We start from the raw sequence: 16,142 nt of genomic DNA, 5'->3' as shown, positions 1-16,142 counted from the left end.
GACTGCTCAATTATCTTTGAGCGAACGCTCAAAATGCAAGCGCCGTCCATCCTGGCGCCAAGAGGCCTGATTGCACATGTCGCGTAACGACCGTAAAGACCAGATCATCCAGGCGGCCCTGGAATTATTCCGCAGCAAGGGTTTCGCCGAGGTTTCCACCCGGGACCTGGCCGAGCATGCGGGGCTGTCTCGCAGCCACGTCTATCACTACTTCAGTGACTGGAAGGGGCTGCGCCGCGAAGCCTTCGTGCGGTTTGCCGATGACCAGTTGGAGGCGGTGGGCCAGCCCCTGCGCGGTGCCGCGCCCATGGACGCCTTGCTGGGGTTTCTCCGTGACTGCCTGCCCGATTCCGCCGAAGCCGGCTGGGCGCTGTGGCTCGATGCCTGGGACGAAGCCATGCATGACGCCGAGCTGGCGCAGGCCTACCTGAGGATCAACGGCCAGTGGCGGGACATGCTGGCGGCGATCATTGCCGATGGGGTCCGCACGGGGGTATTCCGCTGCGCCAGCCCCGAGCGCGCGGCAAGGCAACTGTTCGCCCAGACCATGGGTTACGCCGATGACCTGTTGCTGCGGGCTTCCCCCGAAGCTGCCCAGTCGGCGTTGCAGGAAGTCATGGAAGTGGCTGGCCTGCTGCTGGGATTCGAGGGCTGACAGGAAACGGCCAGCGGAGTGGAGTTTGTCCGGCTAGTTGGGGTTTTTGGCCTTGCTGAAACGATTCTTCAGGGCTATAAAAACCGCACAACTCCAAAAAAGGCACTCCTGCATGACTCCGCTGAAACTGCTGGTCACCCTTGGCGCGCTGGCCGCCACCTCCCACGCCATGGCCTGGGACTATGTATTGCTCGATACCGACAAGGCTCCCCGCAACCTGCACCTGACCAGTGAACAGTTGGGGGTCAAGACCGAGCGGCCGTTTTCCGTGACCCTGCGCACCCTGCATGGCGGACGCCAGGAGGGGGTGAGCATCGTCGACATCGACAACGGCGTGATGCAGCTCTCGGTGGTGCCGACCCGGGGCATGAACGTGCTGCAGGCTTCGGTGGGCGATGTGCGCCTGGGCTGGGATTCGCCGGTCAAGGAGGTGGTCAACCCGGCCTTCATCGAGCTTAACGGCCGCGGCGGCCTGGGCTGGCTGGAGGGCTTCAACGAACTGGTGGCCCGCTGTGGCTATGAGTGGGTCGGGCACCCGGGCCTGGACAATGGCGAGCTGCTGACCCTGCACGGCCGCGCTGCCAACATCCCGGCGAGCAAGGTCACGCTGCATATCGACGAGCAACCGCCGTATGCCATTCACCTGCGGGGCGAGCTCAAGGAGCAGGCGTTCAAGAAGGTCGATTTCAGTGTCGCCACCGAACTGGTGACCGAACCCGGCAGCACCCGGTTTGCGCTCAACGACACCCTGACCAACAACGGCGACTACCCCAAGGAATACCAGGCGCTCTACCACAGTAACTTCAGCACGCCGTTCCTGGAGCAGGGGGCGAAGTTCGCCGCGCCGGTGAAGCAGGTTTCGCCGTTCAATGACAAGGCCCGGGCCGACCTGGCGGACTGGCAGACCTATCGCGGCCCGACCCGCGACTACGACGAAACCGTGTACAACCTCGTGCCCTTCGCCGACGCCCAGGGCGAGACCCTGACGGTGTTGCACAACAAGGCCGGGAGCCTGGGTGTTTCCCTGGGCTTCAACACTCGACAACTGCCGGTGTTTTCCCTGTGGAAAAACACCGACACCCAGGGCCAGGGTTATGTGACGGGTTTGGAACCGGGCACCAGCTTTTCCTACAACCGCCGTTACCAGCGCCCGTTGCATCTAGTGCCGAGCATTGGCGCCAAGGAGCAGCGGCAATTCCAGATTCGCTACAGCCTGTTGGCCGATAAAGCCGCGGTGGATAAAGCCCTGAGCCGTGTCAGCCAGATCCAGGATGGGCGTCAGACCGAAGTGCGGTCAACACCCTTGGTAGACCTGCCCCGGGAATGAACCTTCAATCGGCGCTGGGCCGGTAATGCAGGGCTTCGGCCAGGTGCTCGCGGCTGATTCGCGCGGCCTGTTCCAGGTCCGCCAGGGTACGCGCCACCTTGAGCAAACGGTGAGCGGCCCGCAACGACAGGCCCAGGCGTTCGCAGGCCGCTTCCAGCCAGCGCTCGTCGGTGGTGGATAATTTGCAGTGGCGACGCAGGCCGGGCAGGTCGAGAAAGGCGTTGGCGCAGCCCTGGCGCTCGCGTTGCAGCTCGCGAGCCCCGGCGACCCTGGTGGCGGCTGCGGCGCTGTCATTGCCCGGTTGCGGCTCGGGGTTGAGGGCGGTGGCTTCGCGGGCCACGGTCAGGTGCAGGTCGATGCGATCCAGCAGCGGCCCGGATAACTTGTTGCGATAGCGCTGGATCTGCTCCGGTGTGCAACGGCAGCGTCCGCTGGGCTCGCCAAGATATCCACAGGGGCAGGGGTTCATCGCTGCCACCAATTGGAAGCGTGCCGGGAACTGCACCCGGTCCCGGGCTCGGGCAATGACGATCTGCCCGGACTCCATGGGCTCGCGCAGCACTTCCAGGACCTTGCGGTCGAACTCCGGCAGTTCATCGAGAAACAGCACGCCGTGATGGGCCAGGGTGATTTCCCCGGGCTGGGGTTTCGAGCCGCCTCCGACCAGTGCCGCACCTGAAGCCGAATGGTGGGGCTGGCGAAACGGCCGCTGTGGCCAGTAGCGCAGGGGCTTGTGGCTGGCCACCGACTGGATCGCCGCGACTTCCAGGGCTTCATCTTCCTGCAGCGGTGGCAGCAGGCCGGGCAAGCGGCTGGCCAACAGGGTCTTGCCGGTGCCTGGCGGGCCGCTGAACAACAGGTTGTGGGCGCCCGCCGCGGCGATCAGCAGGGCGCGCTTGGCGGCGAGCTGGCCTTGCACTTCGCTGAGATCGGGGTAGGGGAAGTGGCTCTGCACCAGGCCGTCGCTGACATAGGGCGCAATCGGCGCGTGGCCGTTGAAATGGGCAACGGCCTCCAGCAGATGATCCACAGCGATCACCTTTAGGCCGCTGGCCAGGCAGGCTTCTTCGGCATTGGCCCGGGGCACCAGCAGGGTATGCCCGGCGTCGCGTGCCGCCAGTGCGGCGGGCAGTACGCCGCGTACCGGGCGCACCGCGCCGGAGAGTGCCAGCTCCCCCAGGCATTCGATGTTGTCCAGGGCCAGGGCCGGTACCTGCACGCTGGCGGCAAGGATGCCCAGGGCGATGGCCAGATCGAAGCGCCCGCCGTCCTTGGGCAGGTCCGCCGGCGCCAGGTTGAGGGTGATGCGCCGGGCCGGAAAGTTGAACCCGGCATTGAGGATGGCGCTGCGCACCCGGTCCTTGCTTTCCTTGACCGCGGCTTCCGGCAGGCCCACCAGGGTCAGGCTCGGCAAGCCGTTGGCCAGGTGCACTTCAACACTGACAGCCGGAGCCTGGACGCCGACCTGGGCACGGCTGTGGATGATTGCCAGGGACATGGGGAGAGCTTCCTTGCGACAGCGGGAACCGCGTCCTGCGGTGCTGCAAGGATAGATGAGGGGGCTGGCCAGAGGAGCGCCCGAATGGGCACAGGATATGTCGTCGGTGCACGAGCCTTCGCCGGCAAGCCAGTTCCTACAGGACAGGTCTGTAGGAGCCGGCCTGCCGGCGAACCCGGATTCAGATCATTGCGCTGCCGGGTTCAGCCGGGCTTCCAGCTCCGCCACCTTGGCTTCGAGGCTTTCCAGGCGCGCGCGAGTGCGGGCCAGGACCACCATCTGGCTGTCGAATTCTTCCCGGCTGACCAGGTCCAGCTTGCTGAAGCCGCTTTGTAGCAGGGCCTTGAGCTGGCTTTCGATTTCATTGCGGGGCAGGGGTGTTTCACCGCTGAGCAACCGCGAGGCGTGGCCGCTCAGGGCGTCGAGAAGGTCTTTGGGCGCGAGCATGGGAGATTCCTGAATTGCAGTCGGCCCGCAGTGTATCACGCAGCAACGACGCTCCAGGTGGCCCCGGGTTGCACGTTTTTCGCGCATCTGGCCGGGCGCCAGCGCACCGTTTTTGTGCGTATCCCGGGTGCCGTTTTCCCGCATTCCCTGCCGGCTCGGGGCAAGGGACTGAAATCACTGATTTTTCCCGAGCTGGCAAGCTTTCTGCTTAGACCCTGGTGACCCATGCACTGATGCAGTCGCTGTGACGAATGCAGTGCGGCAGGCGGAGCGGGGAGTGTTTCGTCAGACAGCGGTTAGCTGGCGTCGGTCGGGCTGAGGAAGGCCGACGGTGCGTTACAAAGCCAGGCACTGCGCTTAGACTTGAGTCGGGTTTGTTTTCCTGGGGCAAGTCCACCAATTCGGGAGAGAGTTTCATGAAGCTAGTCACTGCCATCATCAAGCCGTTCAAGTTGGACGACGTGCGCGAGTCGCTGTCCGAGATCGGCGTGCAGGGCATTACCGTCACTGAAGTCAAAGGCTTCGGCCGGCAGAAGGGTCACACCGAGCTGTATCGCGGTGCGGAGTACGTGGTGGATTTCCTGCCCAAGGTGAAGATCGATGTCGCCATTGACGACAAGGATCTTGACCGGGTTATCGAGGCGATAACCAAGGCCGCCAACACCGGCAAGATCGGTGACGGCAAGATCTTCGTGGTCAATCTGGAACAGGCTATTCGCATCCGTACCGGCGAAACCGATACCGACGCAATCTAAGCCGCCAAACCCAACGCCCCAGGAGAAAACAATATGACTCTGCGTAAATTCGCAGGGCTAGGAGCCCTTTTGTCCCTCGTAATGCCAGGCCTGGCCATGGCGGCAGACGAAGCGGCGGCTCCAGTCCTCAACTCCGGCGATACCGCCTGGATGCTGACTTCCACAGCCCTGGTGCTGTTCATGACCATTCCTGGCCTTGCGCTGTTCTACGGCGGCATGGTGCGGTCGAAAAACATTCTTTCGGTAATGATGCAGTGCTTCGCCATTACCGGCCTGATCACTGTCCTGTGGTTCATCTACGGCTACAGCATGGCGTTCGACACCACCGGGATGGAAGCCGGCGTGGTCAACCTCAATTCCTTTGTGGGCGGTTTCTCCAAGGCCTTCCTGGCGGGCATCACCCCGGCCAGCCTGACCGGCCCGGCTGCGCTGTTCCCTGAAGCGGTGTTCGTCACCTTCCAGATGACCTTCGCCATCATCACTCCAGCGCTGATCGTCGGTGCCTTCGCCGAGCGGATGAAATTCTCCGCCATGCTGATCTTCATGGGCGTGTGGTTCACCCTGGTGTATGCGCCGATCGCCCATATGGTCTGGAGCGGTCCGGGCTCGCTGCTGGGCGACTGGGGCGTGCTGGACTTTGCCGGCGGCACCGTAGTGCACATCAACGCCGGTATCGCGGGCCTGGTGGCCTGCCTGGTGCTGGGCAAGCGCAAGGGTTTCCCGACCACGCCGATGGCGCCACACAACCTGGGTTACACCCTGATGGGCGCAGCCATGCTGTGGATCGGCTGGTTCGGCTTCAACGCCGGTTCCGCCGCTGCCGCCAACGGCACCGCCGGCATGGCCATGCTGGTAACGCAGATCGCGACGGCTGCCGCCGCCCTGGGCTGGATGTTTGCCGAGTGGATCACCCACGGCAAGCCTAGCGCGCTGGGCATCGCTTCGGGTGTGGTCGCAGGCCTGGTGGCAATCACTCCGGCTGCCGGTACCGTTGGCCCGATGGGCGCCCTGATCATCGGTCTGGCGGCCGGTGTGGTGTGCTTCTTCTGCGCCACCAGCCTCAAGCGCAAGCTGGGATATGACGATTCCCTGGACGCCTTTGGCGTGCACGGCATCGGCGGCATTCTCGGTGCGATCCTCACCGGTGTGTTCGCTGCTCCGTCCCTGGGTGGCTTCGGCACCGTGACCGATGTGGCCGCTCAGGTCTGGATCCAGGCCAAGGGCGTGGGTTTCACGGTGATTTACACCGCGATCGTCACCTTCATCATCCTCAAGGTTCTGGACGCGGTCATGGGGCTGCGGGTGAGCGAGGAAGAAGAAGCGGTCGGCCTCGATCTGGCACAACACAACGAGCGTGGTTACAACCTGTAATCGCGCAAGAAAAAAAGCCCGGCTCCGGCCGGGCATTTTTTTGCCTGATGTTTGTCATTGAGAAAGGCTGAAAGGATTTTCTGACAAGCATTGGCGTGTTTGCCGTGACGATTTCCGGCAGGGCAAATGCTTACACTAAAGCAGGATTATTCGGCGCTTTGTTTTTTCCCTGAGCGCGCTAGAATGCGCGCCGAAGCGTGGAGATCGGTATGTGGCAACAGACCCTGATTACCCTGCGGGCCAGGCCCCGGGGCTTTCATCTGGTGACGGACGAGTTGCTCGCCGGCCTGCCTGAGTTGAAGGCATGTCGGGTTGGTCTGCTGCATCTGTGGCTGCAACATACCTCGGCCTCGTTGACCATCAACGAGAACGCCGATCCGGCGGTACGGCGTGACTTCGAGCGTTACTTCAACACCCTGGTGCCTCAAGGCATGGCCGGGTACGAACATAACGACGAAGGCGCGGATGACCTGCCGGCGCACTTCAAGGCCAGTTTGCTAGGCTGTCAGCTGACTTTGCCGGTAGCGGCGGGGCGTCTGGCGTTGGGCATCTGGCAAGGCGTTTATCTGGGCGAGCATCGCGATCATGGCGGTGCTCGCAAAGTCCTTGCCACCTTGCACGGTGATAAGGCATAAGCCGCTGAGTATCAGTGGACGTTGATTTTTTTCCAGCGGCCTTCGACAGTCGGCACAGCTGGGCTATAACTAATCTGCTTTTCGCAAGTCATGAGGTAGAACATGAGCGACGATGATCTGGAAAACGACGACCTCGAAGTAGGTGACGAAGACGAAACCGAAGAAGGTCTTGAAGCGGCTGCCGACGATGTGGCGGAAGACGATGGCAGTGATGTTCCTGCTCCAACCGCCAAAGGCAAGGCCAAGGCTGCCGTCTCGGTAGACGAGCTGCCGAGTGTAGAAGCCAAGAACAAGGAGCGTGATGCACTGGCGCGTGCCATGGAAGAGTTCCTGGCCCGTGGCGGCAAAGTGCAGGAAGTCGAGGCCAACGTGGTCGCCGATCCGCCCAAGAAGCCTGATAACAAGTACGGCAGCCGGCCTATCTGAGCCTTGCACCTTGCTTGCTGAAAAAGCCCGCCGTCGCTGCGGGCTTTTTCATGGGCACCCTTCTCGGAAACGGCCCCGAGCGCCGGCGCTTGCTGTAGGAGCGAGCTTGCTCGCGAAAGCGCCGGTTCAGGCGCCGCGATGCCAGCGGGCAAGCAGCCCGGGTAGTTCAATCAGGCTGCGGATCTCGGCGTCTGGCGCGCGTTCGGCTTCCCAGGTCTTGCCGTTGGGATTGAACCAGATCGCACGCAGCCCTGCCTGCTGTGCGCCGGCAATGTCATCCCCCGGGTGGTCGCCGATATGCACGGCGGTGTCGGCAGTCGCTTCGCCACGCTGCAAGGCTTCGTGGAACAGCCGGGCGTCGGGCTTGGCGATGCCGATGTCCTCGGCGCACAGCGCGAACTTGAAATAGTCCGCCAGGCCCAGGCGGCGCACGTCGGCGTTGCCGTTGGTGACCACGCCAAGGGCGAAGTGATTGGCCAGGGCTTCCAGGGTCGGCTGGACTTCTGGAAAGATCTCCAGCTGATGCCGGGCATGCAGGAAAACTTCAAAACTCTGGTCGGCCAACTGGTTGGCCTGGGCATGGTCATACCCGGCTTCTTCCAGGGCATGAAACAGCACCTGGCGGCGCAGGGCGCTGATCCTGTGCTTGAGGTTCGGCTGGGCGAGCAGCACCCGCTCGCGAATGGCCCACAGATGCTCCACCGGCACGCCTCCGAGATTGGGTGCGTGTTCGGTCAGCCACTGGCGCAGGGTGGCTTCGGCACTGACGATGACCGGGGCGGTATCCCACAGGGTGTCGTCGAGGTCGAAGGTGATCAGCTTGATGGTCATTACTCACCGCCTTTGTTGCGTTTGGCCCGTGGGTGGGCGCTGTCATAGACCGCCGCCAGGTGCTGGAAGTCCAGGTGGGTGTAGATCTGCGTGGTCTTGATGTCCGAATGCCCCAGCAGCTCCTGCACGGCGCGCAGGTCCTGGGAGGATTCCAGCAAATGGCTGGCAAAGGAATGGCGCAGCATGTGCGGGTGCAGGTTCTGCCCCAGTTCGCGCTCGCCGGCGGCCTTGACCCGCAGCTGGATGGCCCGCGGCCCCAGGCGCCGGCCCTTCTGGCTGACGAACAGGGCAGCATCAGGCGGGTTGCTCAGGGCGCGCAGGGGGAGCCATTGCTCCAGGGCTGACCGAGCCTTCTTGCCCACCGGCAGGACCCGGGTCTTGCTGCCCTTGCCATGGACCTGCACCAGGCCGTCCGCCAGGTCCAGCTGATCGAGGTTGAGGCTGGTCAGTTCGGAAAGGCGCAGGCCGCAGGAGTAGAAAAGTTCGAGAATCGCCTGGTCGCGGTGGGCCAGGAAGTCGTCTTCCACGGCGCCATCGAGCAACTGCAGGGTGCGGTCGGTGTCCAGGGTCTTGGGCAGGCGTCGTTCGCCCTTGGGCGGCGCCAGGCCGTTGGCCGGGTCGTGAGTGCACAAGCCTTCGCGGTTCAGGTAGTGGTAGAGCCCGCGTACCGCTGACAGCAGGCGCGCCAGGCTGCGGGACGACTGGCCCTGCTGGTGCAGGCGGGCAATCAGGCTGCGCAGGCCCTGGATGTCCAGGTCGGTCCAGCTGCGCACCTGCATTTTCTCGCAGAACTCCAGCACCTTCTCGAGGTCGCGCCGGTAGGCTTGCAGGGTGTGGGGCGACACCTGGCGCTCACTGCGCAGATGCGCGCAGTAGGCGTCCAGCTGTTGTTGCATGGTCAGCGTACCGAGCGCAGCGAGTGGGTGAAGCGCGGCAGAACGCGGCCGGTGACTTCGGCGATGTAGTTGAGGAACAGGGTGCCCACCGAGCTCTTGTAGTGCTGCGGATCACGGCTGGCTATCGCGAGTACGCCATGCATGCCCTGATGTGCCAGGGCCACCACAGCGGTAGAACCGATCTGCTTGCGCTGCTCTTCGCCGAAAAGGAAATCCAGCTCGTGTTCGCGCAGGCTGCCGCTGACGCTCTTGCCTTCGGACAACAGGCCGCCGATGGCGCCCTGGGCTTCGGCGGCGGAGACCCAGCGCCCCACCGGCATGGCGCTGTCGCTGAACAGGATCAGGCTGACGAAGGGCACCTGGAAATCCTGGCGCAGGCTGTCTTCGACGCTCATCACCACTTCTTCCAGGCTGGTGGCGTCCATCAGCGCGAGGATCAGGCGGCGGGTCTTGTCGAACAGCCGGTCGTTGTCCCGGGCCACGTCCATCAGCTGCGAAAGGCGATGGCGCATCTCGATGTTGCGCTCGCGCAGGATCTTCATCTGCCGCTCCACCAGCGATACGGTGTCGCCGCGCTGATGGGGAATGCGCAAGGCCGGGAGCAGTTCATCGTGGTCGACGAAGAAGTCCGGATGGGCCTCCAGGTAGGCGGCGACGGCTGCCGCCTCCAGGTTTTCGGACGGTGATTGGTCGGGCGTTTCGGCAGGAACCTGCGGCTGATCAGTCATGGATTTCGCTCACTTAAAGACGCACCTGTCCTTCGTATACGCGCACTGCCGGGCCGGTCATCATCACCGGTTGGCCAGGGCCTGCCCATTCAATGGACAGGCGCCCGCCCGGCAGGTCGATCAATAGGGGCGAATCCATCCACCCCTGGCTGATCGCGGCCACAGCAGCAGCGCAGGCACCGGTGCCGCAGGCCTGGGTTTCCCCGGCGCCGCGTTCCCAGACCCGCAGTTGCGCGCGCTGGCGGTCCAGGACCTGGAGAAAACCGACGTTGACCCGCGCCGGGAAGCGCGGGTGGTGTTCGATCTTCGGACCCAGCTCGTGCACCGGCGCGCTGTTGATGTCATCCACCCGCAACACGGCGTGGGGGTTGCCCATGGACACCGCGGCCAACTGCACCTGGCGGCCATCGACGTCCAGGGTGTAGCTGTCGGCCTGGGCCGGCGCCTGGAACGGAATGTCCGCCGGTACCAGGCGCGGCGCGCCCATGTTGACGCTGATCTGGCCGTCGTTGCGGATATCCAGCTCGATCACGCCGCTCTTGGTCTCGACGCGGATCTGGCGCTTGGTGGTCAGGCGCTTGTCCAGCACGAAGCGGGCAAAGCAGCGTGCACCATTGCCGCACTGTTCCACTTCGGAGCCGTCGGAGTTGAAGATCCGGTAGCGGAAATCCACATCCGGGTTGCTCGGGGCCTCGACGATCAGCAACTGATCGAAGCCAATCCCGGTATTGCGATCACCCCATTGTTTGGCGTGCTTGGGCAGAATATGCGCGTGCTGGCTGACCAGGTCGAGAACCATGAAGTCATTGCCCAGGCCGTGCATCTTGGTAAAACGCAGCAGCATGGTCTTACTCCGGCAGCAGGCTTTCGCCAGCGAATAACTCGGTTACCGTCTCGCGGCGACGTACTTCAACAGCCTGGTCACCATCGACCAGTACTTCTGCGGCACGGCCGCGGGTGTTGTAGTTCGAGCTCATGACGAAACCATAGGCACCAGCGGAATGCACCGCCAGCAGGTCACCCTCGGCCAAGGCCAGGGTGCGTTCCTTGGCGAGGAAGTCGCCAGTTTCACAGATCGGGCCGACGATGTCGTAGGTACGGGGTTCGGTATCTCGCGGGCGCACGGCGCTGACATCCATCCAGGCCTGGTACAGCGCCGGGCGGATCAGGTCGTTCATGGCGCCGTCGACGATGGCGAAATCCTTGTGTTCGGTGTGCTTGAGGTATTCGACCCGGGTCAGCAGGACGCCGGCGTTGGCCACGATGAAGCGGCCCGGTTCGAATACCAGGGCCAGGTCGCGACCGTCCAGGCGCTCGCGCACGGCCTTGACGTAGTCGGCGGCCAGCGGTGGCTCTTCGTCACGATAGCGCACGCCCAGGCCGCCACCCAGATCGATGTGGCGCAGGTAGATGCCGCATTCACCGAGGCGGTCCACCAGGTCCAGCAGGCGGTCGAGGGCGTCGATAAAGGGTTCCAAGGTGGTCAGTTGCGAGCCGATATGGCAGTCGACACCGACGATTTCCAGGTTCGGCAGCTGCGCGGCGCGGATGTACACATCCTCGGCGGTGGCAATGTCGATGCCGAACTTGTTTTCCTTGAGCCCGGTGGAGATATAGGGGTGAGTGCCGGCATCCACGTCCGGATTGACCCGCAGCGAGACCGGTGCACGAACGCCCAGCTCGGCCGCTACCAGCTGCAGGCGCTCCAGCTCTTCGGCGGACTCGACGTTGAAGCAGTGGACGCCGACTTCCAGGGCACGACGCATGTCGTCACGGGTCTTGCCAACACCGGAGAAGACAATCTTGTCGGCTTGCCCGCCCGCAGCCAGGACCCGCTCCAGCTCGCCCCGGGAGACGATGTCGAAACCGGCGCCCAGGCGCGCCAGGACATTCAGTACGCCCAGGTTGGAGTTGGCTTTTACCGCGAAGCAGACCAGGTGCGGCATGCCGGCCAGGGCCTGGGCATAGGCCTGGTACTGGGCTTCGATGTGCGCACGGGAATAGACGTAGGTGGGCGTACCGAAACGTTCGGCAATGGCGGACAGGGCTACGCCTTCCGCGAACAGCTCCCCGTCGCGGTAGTTAAAAGCGTCCATGGTTTGCCCTTAGTAGGTGTCGTGCTTGTGCGACTGCGATTGCGACTTCGCCTGCTCTTCAGGGGATTTGCTGTCATCAGGCAGGTACAGCGGGCCTTTCTGGCCGCAGGCGGTAACGAGGCAAGCAACCGCGACGAGCGCAGCAAGGGAAGAGATCAGGCGCTTCATGGCGAAATCCTTGAGAATGCGTAAATTGCGCCCGAGTATACCGGCCACCCGGCAGCTTGCCTATGCAGCGTAACTCCCGTCCAGCGGGCCTTTGCCAAGGCCCGGCCGGTGGCTTTGGTCGGGCGCTCGTGCAATGGGCGTCGCATTTATTTCCTCGTTCGGTATCCTTTGCATTCGCCGGGGAGCGCCCGTATCTTGCGGCGCTTGAGCGTGAGTAGACATTTTTCGAGGTTCCCGCAATGAGTTTGACCGAAGCCCGTTTTCACGACCTGGTGGATGCCACCCAGCAGACGCTGGAGGATATTTTCGATGAGAGCGACCTGGACATCGACCTGGAAAGCTCGGCCGGGGTGCTCACCGTCAAGTTCGACAACGGCAGCCAGGTGATCTTCAGTCGCCAGGAGCCTTTGCGCCAACTCTGGCTGGCCGCGCGTTCGGGTGGTTTCCACTTCGACTACGACGAGGAAAGCGAGCGCTGGATGTGCGACAAGAGCGAAGAGCAGTTGGGGGAAATGCTGGAACGCATTGTCCTGGAGCAGGCCGACATCAAGCTTGAGTTCGAAGGGCTCTGATACCGTGACCCAGCCCGCCCCGGCCCGACCGCCCAAGCCGCTCTACAGCAACGTCAGCCCGGCGGTGAGTTCACCGTGCATCAGCCTTTGTCGCCTCGATGAGGAGAAGGTCTGTCGCGGCTGTTTTCGCCATGTGGAGGACATCCGTGAATGGCGTTCGGCCGATGATCAGCGCCGGCGAGTGATCTGCGCCCAGGCGCTGCAGCGCAAACAGAGTGCGGCGGCAGGCGAGATTTAGCTTCGTACTCGTACGGTTTGTTTATTCAGTGTGCTGTGATAGTGTCCAGCTTCGCCTCGCTACATCGAGGCCGGTGAGAACCCCGTCTTATTTGGCGGGGTTTTGCTTTTTTGTGCAGAAAAAATAGGAGTCAGCCAGGATCATGAGTACTGCACCATCCATCATCCTTACCCGCCTTGACGTGCAACGTCTGGAGCGCCTGATCGACAGTCTGGACGACTCGCTGCCAGGTGTCATTGCACTGCAAACCGAGTTGGATCGTGCCGAAACGCTGGTGGGTCACGATGAAGTACCGGCCGGTGTCGTAACCATGAATTCGCGTGTGCATTGCCGTGAAGAAAGCAGCGGCAAGGACTACCACCTGACCCTGGTGTATCCACAGGACGCCAACGCCGACGAAGGCAAGATTTCCATCCTGGCACCGGTGGGCAGCGCTCTGCTGGGCCTGCAGGTAGGCCAGTACATCGACTGGCCGGCTCCGGGTGGCAAGACCTTGAAGCTGACCCTGCTGGAAGTTGAATACCAGCCGGAAGCCGCAGGCGACTACCACCTCTGATCCTTGGCTAGACCTGCTCGAGCGCGTCGTTCAGTGCGCGCTCCAGGCTGGCCTTGTAGCGCAGATACAGGATGCTCGGGCTTTGCACGTCACCGAGCAGCCCTGAAAGATCCAGGTCAGTGATGTAGCAGCGATAGCGCTCTGTTTCATGGCGCTGCCCGACGATTTCCTGGGCCACCGCGGCGAACAGTTGATCGCCATATTCCAGATCGGAAAACTCCCGTTGATTGCAGTACAGCGAGACCTGCACCTGGCCCGGTGCGGCCTTGCCGATGATCGCCTGTACGTCATAGAAGGCTTTGTCCACCGGCGTCGGTGGGGCTGGCCGCGGCTCTACCCGACGTGCGCGGCCCGTGCCTGAGGGCAGAATCTGCAAGTAGAGTGTGTCCAAAGGTTTCTCGGGCTGGTTGCTGTCCATCGGCAGCAGCGCCTCGCGGCGGTAGAGAATCGACTGCAGGAAGCGCTGCAGGGGCACCAACAGGCTGTGTTCGTCGTGATAGGGCAGGGTCTGCTGCCACAGCGCATTGTACTCATCGAGCACGTAAAGCTCCGCGTACTCGTCGATGATCCGATAGAACACCTGGATGCAGTCCGGCTGGCCCATGGGCAGGATCAGCGCCAGGTCGTGGTCTTCCAGGGCCATCGGGTCAAGGTGCAGTGGGCTGTAGCGGCTCTGCTCCTGCCCCAGGTACTCCAGCAATGCGGCAGGGGTTGCCATGGCCCGGTGCCGAACCTGCCCGGGCACCAGTTCAAGCACGTGGTAGTGCTGCTGCACCTGGATCAGGTAGCGGTAGTTGAGCTGGCTGAGCAAAAGGTTGTGCGCGGTTTCGAACAGTTCTTCCACCCGGCGGGCAATGAATTGCGCGCGGTTGTGACAGAAGCAGCGTACCCGCAGCCGCGGCTGCGTGCCGCCCGGCAGATTGTTCAGGTAGTCCCGCAGGCAGTCGAGCAGCGCATGCTCGGCGTCGTAGCGGCCGACCATTACCTCGTTCCAGCTATTGAGGGTGACCTGATCCAGGGTCAGCACCAGATTCTCGCGTACCCCGGCATAGCTCAGGGAGTCGGTGCGCTCGGTGGTCATCAGAATGTTCAGGTCGCGGTGGTGCTTGAGGGGGTCGACCCCGACGTTCACCAGGATCAGCACTTCGCAGGGCACGGCGGCGTGCAGCAATTGTTCCTCGCTGACCGTCGTCAAAGGCAGTGGCACGGTCTGCTGCAGGCTGCCCAGCAGGTTGAACAGTTCGAATTCGCTCAGGTCGCTGCTGCCCGGGTGCAGGGCCAGGCGGGTACTGCTGTCGATCACGCCGTTGCGATGGCACCAGGTAAGCAGCTCCAGCAGCTCGCGACTGCGCTTGATCGGGGCGAAATGCTCCCACTCCAGGGCGGTCAGGCTGCCGTTGTACAGCCCCCAATGGTTCTGTCCGGGTTCCTTCTTGTTCGGCGACTGCACCAGGGTCAGGGTGTCTTCAGCCAGGTCCGGGGCAATGCCGGGGTTGATGAACTCGATCTTCCCGGCCTTGCGCTCGAAGGCCGCGTACAGGCGCCGGCCCAGGACATTCAGGTCACGCTTGTTGATCAGGCTGGCGGCCTGCTCGGTGCGGGCGAACTGGGTCAGGAAGCGATAGCTGTAGTTGAGCTCGTTGACCAGGGCCCGGCGCTCGCTGCTGACCTGGCGCACCTTCCACTGGCTGCGGCTGTCCAGCAAGGCCAGTTGGCGTTGGTCCCAGCCCCATTCACTGGCCAGGCGCTCCAGTAGAGCGCGCTGCCAGTTCGGGCTGCGGGTGGCGTTGCCGACGGTAAGCTTGCGGTTGACCTTGAGGTACAGGCTGCGCCGTACCAGCTCCAGGCGCTCCGGCTCGCCGCGAGCCTTGAGGTATTCCTCGATGCGCCGGTAGACCACGATGTAGGGGTCCAGCTCATCCAGGTCCAGGCGGTTGGCAAACACCGCCTGCTTGAAGCGCAGGCTCAGGCACTGGACCTTGGGATGCTCGCTGGCATAGACCTCTATCAGCAGCAGCTTGAGTACGGACTTGTAGGGCGACTCGATGCCCTTGAACAGTTGCCACAGCCCGGCGCCGATGAACTCGCCGGGCGGAATGCGTGCCATGTGGCCCAGGTCGAGGTTTTCCTCGGCGGGGACAAAGCGCTTGGACAACAGGGTGTCGATGTACTGTTCGTAACGGCGTTCTTCGTACACCGGTACCAGCCACCACAACGGCGTGCGCCCGGCCAGCCAGATTGCGGTGCGGTAGAACTCGTCCAGCAGCAGGTAGTGCTGGGTGGTGCCGCAGTCGTCCGAACTCAGCTGAGTGTCCCGCTCCCCGCGGACAAAGCGGTTGGGGTCGATCAGGAAAAAATGAGCTTCAGCACCCTGGCCGGCCGCCCAGGTCTCCAGCAATTGGCACTTCTTCTGCAACTCGGCCAGCTCGTTTTCGCCCAGATCCGGCGCATGGCACACCCACACGTCCATGTCGCTCTGGTCTGCCTGGGCCAGGGTACCCAGGCTGCCCATGAGAAACAGGCCATGAATCGGCCGTGGCGGGTTGCCGTGGCGCGGCTTGTAGGAAAACGATCGGGTCAGGCGCTGGGCTTCGGCCAGGGCCTGGGGGTCGGGTTCGTAGCAGGAAAGCCCCGCCGGGGTGGCTCCGGATACATAGCCGGGCAACAACGGGTGATTGACGTGAAAGAACAGCGGCAACAGGTTGAGGACCAACTGCTGGCGTGTCGACAGCCCTTCCATTGCCCGGGCCATGCGCCCTTCATTGAGCTTCAGGAAACGCGCGCGCAGTTGGCTGAGAACCTTGCGATCGATTCCTTCATCCAGATCGGGACGGATTTCATGGGTATGGGGCATTTCAAGCGGAGCTCGAACGTGGCGGTATTGAAGACGGCGAGCAGTTTACCGTCAGACAGGGCTCAGCCTTAAACTGATTTTATTTTTTG

General features: G+C 63.1%; 18 protein-coding genes. 9 read left to right on the top strand and 9 right to left on the bottom strand.

The genetic code is table 11. From position 1 onward, the window contains the following. The first annotated feature begins 76 nt into the window (after window positions 1-76). Together KI242_RS30565 and KI242_RS30560 are read left to right on the top strand one after the other, a co-directional pair. On the top strand, window positions 77-655 hold the full coding sequence (locus tag KI242_RS30565; protein WP_011064195.1) for a TetR family transcriptional regulator C-terminal domain-containing protein: 579 nt from the start codon (window positions 77-79) through the stop codon (window positions 653-655). 112 nt (window positions 656-767) lie between these two features. Then, on the top strand, window positions 768-1,982 hold the full coding sequence (locus KI242_RS30560) for an aldose 1-epimerase family protein (RefSeq protein ID WP_161466780.1): 1,215 nt from the start codon (window positions 768-770) through the stop codon (window positions 1,980-1,982). A 4-nt stretch (window positions 1,983-1,986) separates the two neighbouring features. On the opposite strand, the gene KI242_RS30555 is transcribed toward KI242_RS30560, so the two are convergent. Further along, window positions 1,987-3,480 (bottom strand): YifB family Mg chelatase-like AAA ATPase, encoded by a 1,494-nt coding sequence (locus KI242_RS30555; protein ID WP_011064193.1) that lies wholly within the window; start codon window positions 3,478-3,480, stop codon window positions 1,987-1,989. A gap of 186 nt (window positions 3,481-3,666) precedes the next feature. Further along, a complete protein-coding gene (locus KI242_RS30550; protein ID WP_011064192.1) occupies window positions 3,667-3,927 on the bottom strand; it encodes an accessory factor UbiK family protein in 261 nt (86 codons plus the stop codon). Between the two features lie 416 nt (window positions 3,928-4,343). Here KI242_RS30550 and glnK point away from each other — a divergent pair, with 416 nt between their 5' ends. The 4 genes from glnK (at window position 4,344) to sutA (ending at window position 7,114) form a co-directional block, all read left to right on the top strand. Further along, window positions 4,344-4,682 (top strand): P-II family nitrogen regulator, encoded by a 339-nt coding sequence (gene glnK / locus KI242_RS30545; RefSeq protein ID WP_002555808.1) that lies wholly within the window; start codon window positions 4,344-4,346, stop codon window positions 4,680-4,682. Between the two features lie 33 nt (window positions 4,683-4,715). After that, window positions 4,716-6,053 carry an ammonium transporter gene (locus KI242_RS30540; protein WP_011064191.1) on the top strand — a complete coding sequence of 446 codons (1,338 nt, stop codon included), beginning with the start codon at window positions 4,716-4,718 and terminating at the stop codon, window positions 6,051-6,053. Between the two features lie 209 nt (window positions 6,054-6,262). After that, a complete protein-coding gene (locus KI242_RS30535; protein ID WP_011064190.1) occupies window positions 6,263-6,688 on the top strand; it encodes a secondary thiamine-phosphate synthase enzyme YjbQ in 426 nt (141 codons plus the stop codon). A 102-nt stretch (window positions 6,689-6,790) separates the two neighbouring features. Beyond that, on the top strand, window positions 6,791-7,114 hold the full coding sequence (gene sutA / locus KI242_RS30530; protein ID WP_007926654.1) for a transcriptional regulator SutA: 324 nt from the start codon (window positions 6,791-6,793) through the stop codon (window positions 7,112-7,114). Between the two features lie 126 nt (window positions 7,115-7,240). On the opposite strand, the gene KI242_RS30525 is transcribed toward sutA, so the two are convergent. Genes KI242_RS30525 through KI242_RS30500 form a run of 6 tightly spaced genes read right to left on the bottom strand, consistent with a single transcriptional unit; the run spans window position 7,241 to window position 11,833 of the window. Continuing rightward, entirely contained in the window at window positions 7,241-7,945 is a 705-nt protein-coding gene (locus KI242_RS30525) for an HAD family hydrolase (RefSeq protein ID WP_015637455.1), read from the bottom strand. Continuing rightward, on the bottom strand, window positions 7,945-8,841 hold the full coding sequence (xerC, locus tag KI242_RS30520; RefSeq protein ID WP_212805784.1) for a tyrosine recombinase XerC: 897 nt from the start codon (window positions 8,839-8,841) through the stop codon (window positions 7,945-7,947). Before xerC ends, KI242_RS30525 begins: the two co-directional genes overlap by 1 nt. 2 nt (window positions 8,842-8,843) lie before the next feature. Next, window positions 8,844-9,569, bottom strand: a complete 726-nt coding sequence (locus KI242_RS30515; RefSeq protein WP_011064187.1) for a DUF484 family protein — start codon at window positions 9,567-9,569, stop codon at window positions 8,844-8,846. 13 nt (window positions 9,570-9,582) lie between these two features. Beyond that, window positions 9,583-10,413 (bottom strand): diaminopimelate epimerase, encoded by an 831-nt coding sequence (dapF, locus tag KI242_RS30510; RefSeq protein ID WP_011064186.1) that lies wholly within the window; start codon window positions 10,411-10,413, stop codon window positions 9,583-9,585. A gap of 4 nt (window positions 10,414-10,417) precedes the next feature. Beyond that, window positions 10,418-11,665 (bottom strand): diaminopimelate decarboxylase, encoded by a 1,248-nt coding sequence (lysA, locus tag KI242_RS30505; protein WP_212805783.1) that lies wholly within the window; start codon window positions 11,663-11,665, stop codon window positions 10,418-10,420. 9 nt (window positions 11,666-11,674) lie between these two features. Continuing rightward, complete coding sequence (locus KI242_RS30500; protein ID WP_011064184.1) at window positions 11,675-11,833, bottom strand: lipoprotein; 159 nt, start codon at window positions 11,831-11,833, stop codon at window positions 11,675-11,677. A 239-nt stretch (window positions 11,834-12,072) separates the two neighbouring features. Between KI242_RS30500 and cyaY the strand changes: the two genes are divergently transcribed. The 3 genes from cyaY (at window position 12,073) to rnk (ending at window position 13,199) form a co-directional block, all read left to right on the top strand. Further along, window positions 12,073-12,405 carry an iron donor protein CyaY gene (gene cyaY / locus KI242_RS30495; RefSeq protein ID WP_011064183.1) on the top strand — a complete coding sequence of 111 codons (333 nt, stop codon included), beginning with the start codon at window positions 12,073-12,075 and terminating at the stop codon, window positions 12,403-12,405. Window positions 12,406-12,409: 4 nt separating this feature from the next. After that, window positions 12,410-12,643, top strand: coding sequence for a DUF1289 domain-containing protein (locus KI242_RS30490; RefSeq protein WP_015637452.1), 234 nt, complete (start codon window positions 12,410-12,412; stop codon window positions 12,641-12,643). Window positions 12,644-12,785: 142 nt separating this feature from the next. Next, window positions 12,786-13,199 (top strand): nucleoside diphosphate kinase regulator, encoded by a 414-nt coding sequence (rnk, locus tag KI242_RS30485; protein ID WP_011064182.1) that lies wholly within the window; start codon window positions 12,786-12,788, stop codon window positions 13,197-13,199. Window positions 13,200-13,206: 7 nt separating this feature from the next. On the opposite strand, the gene KI242_RS30480 is transcribed toward rnk, so the two are convergent. After that, a complete protein-coding gene (locus KI242_RS30480) occupies window positions 13,207-16,053 on the bottom strand; it encodes a class I adenylate cyclase (RefSeq protein WP_212805782.1) in 2,847 nt (948 codons plus the stop codon). Between the last annotated feature and the right edge of the window lie 89 nt (window positions 16,054-16,142).

The organism is Pseudomonas sp. Eqa60, from assembly GCF_018326405.1.
Classification (GTDB): domain Bacteria; phylum Pseudomonadota; class Gammaproteobacteria; order Pseudomonadales; family Pseudomonadaceae; genus Aquipseudomonas; species Aquipseudomonas protegens.
Note: the sequence above shows the minus strand (reverse complement) of the source record. Positions and strands in the feature narration are given on the sequence as shown.

What these genes read in the sequence shown, in the direction of transcription:
- KI242_RS30565 (WP_011064195.1), top strand. Translation starts at nt 77, where the DNA reads ATGTCGCGTAACGACCGTAAAGACCAGATCATCCAGGCGGCCCTGGAA.
- sutA (WP_007926654.1), top strand. Translation starts at nt 6,791, where the DNA reads ATGAGCGACGATGATCTGGAAAACGACGACCTCGAAGTAGGTGACGAA.
- KI242_RS30480 (WP_212805782.1), bottom strand. Translation starts at nt 16,053, where the DNA reads ATGCCCCATACCCATGAAATCCGTCCCGATCTGGATGAAGGAATCGAT.
- xerC (WP_212805784.1), bottom strand. Translation starts at nt 8,841, where the DNA reads ATGCAACAACAGCTGGACGCCTACTGCGCGCATCTGCGCAGTGAGCGC.
- KI242_RS30555 (WP_011064193.1), bottom strand. Translation starts at nt 3,480, where the DNA reads ATGTCCCTGGCAATCATCCACAGCCGTGCCCAGGTCGGCGTCCAGGCT.
- dapF (WP_011064186.1), bottom strand. Translation starts at nt 10,413, where the DNA reads ATGCTGCTGCGTTTTACCAAGATGCACGGCCTGGGCAATGACTTCATG.
- KI242_RS30500 (WP_011064184.1), bottom strand. Translation starts at nt 11,833, where the DNA reads ATGAAGCGCCTGATCTCTTCCCTTGCTGCGCTCGTCGCGGTTGCTTGC.
- glnK (WP_002555808.1), top strand. Translation starts at nt 4,344, where the DNA reads ATGAAGCTAGTCACTGCCATCATCAAGCCGTTCAAGTTGGACGACGTG.
- rnk (WP_011064182.1), top strand. Translation starts at nt 12,786, where the DNA reads ATGAGTACTGCACCATCCATCATCCTTACCCGCCTTGACGTGCAACGT.
- lysA (WP_212805783.1), bottom strand. Translation starts at nt 11,665, where the DNA reads ATGGACGCTTTTAACTACCGCGACGGGGAGCTGTTCGCGGAAGGCGTA.
- cyaY (WP_011064183.1), top strand. Translation starts at nt 12,073, where the DNA reads ATGAGTTTGACCGAAGCCCGTTTTCACGACCTGGTGGATGCCACCCAG.
- KI242_RS30525 (WP_015637455.1), bottom strand. Translation starts at nt 7,945, where the DNA reads ATGACCATCAAGCTGATCACCTTCGACCTCGACGACACCCTGTGGGAT.
- KI242_RS30540 (WP_011064191.1), top strand. Translation starts at nt 4,716, where the DNA reads ATGACTCTGCGTAAATTCGCAGGGCTAGGAGCCCTTTTGTCCCTCGTA.
- KI242_RS30550 (WP_011064192.1), bottom strand. Translation starts at nt 3,927, where the DNA reads ATGCTCGCGCCCAAAGACCTTCTCGACGCCCTGAGCGGCCACGCCTCG.
- KI242_RS30515 (WP_011064187.1), bottom strand. Translation starts at nt 9,569, where the DNA reads ATGACTGATCAGCCGCAGGTTCCTGCCGAAACGCCCGACCAATCACCG.
- KI242_RS30560 (WP_161466780.1), top strand. Translation starts at nt 768, where the DNA reads ATGACTCCGCTGAAACTGCTGGTCACCCTTGGCGCGCTGGCCGCCACC.
- KI242_RS30535 (WP_011064190.1), top strand. Translation starts at nt 6,263, where the DNA reads ATGTGGCAACAGACCCTGATTACCCTGCGGGCCAGGCCCCGGGGCTTT.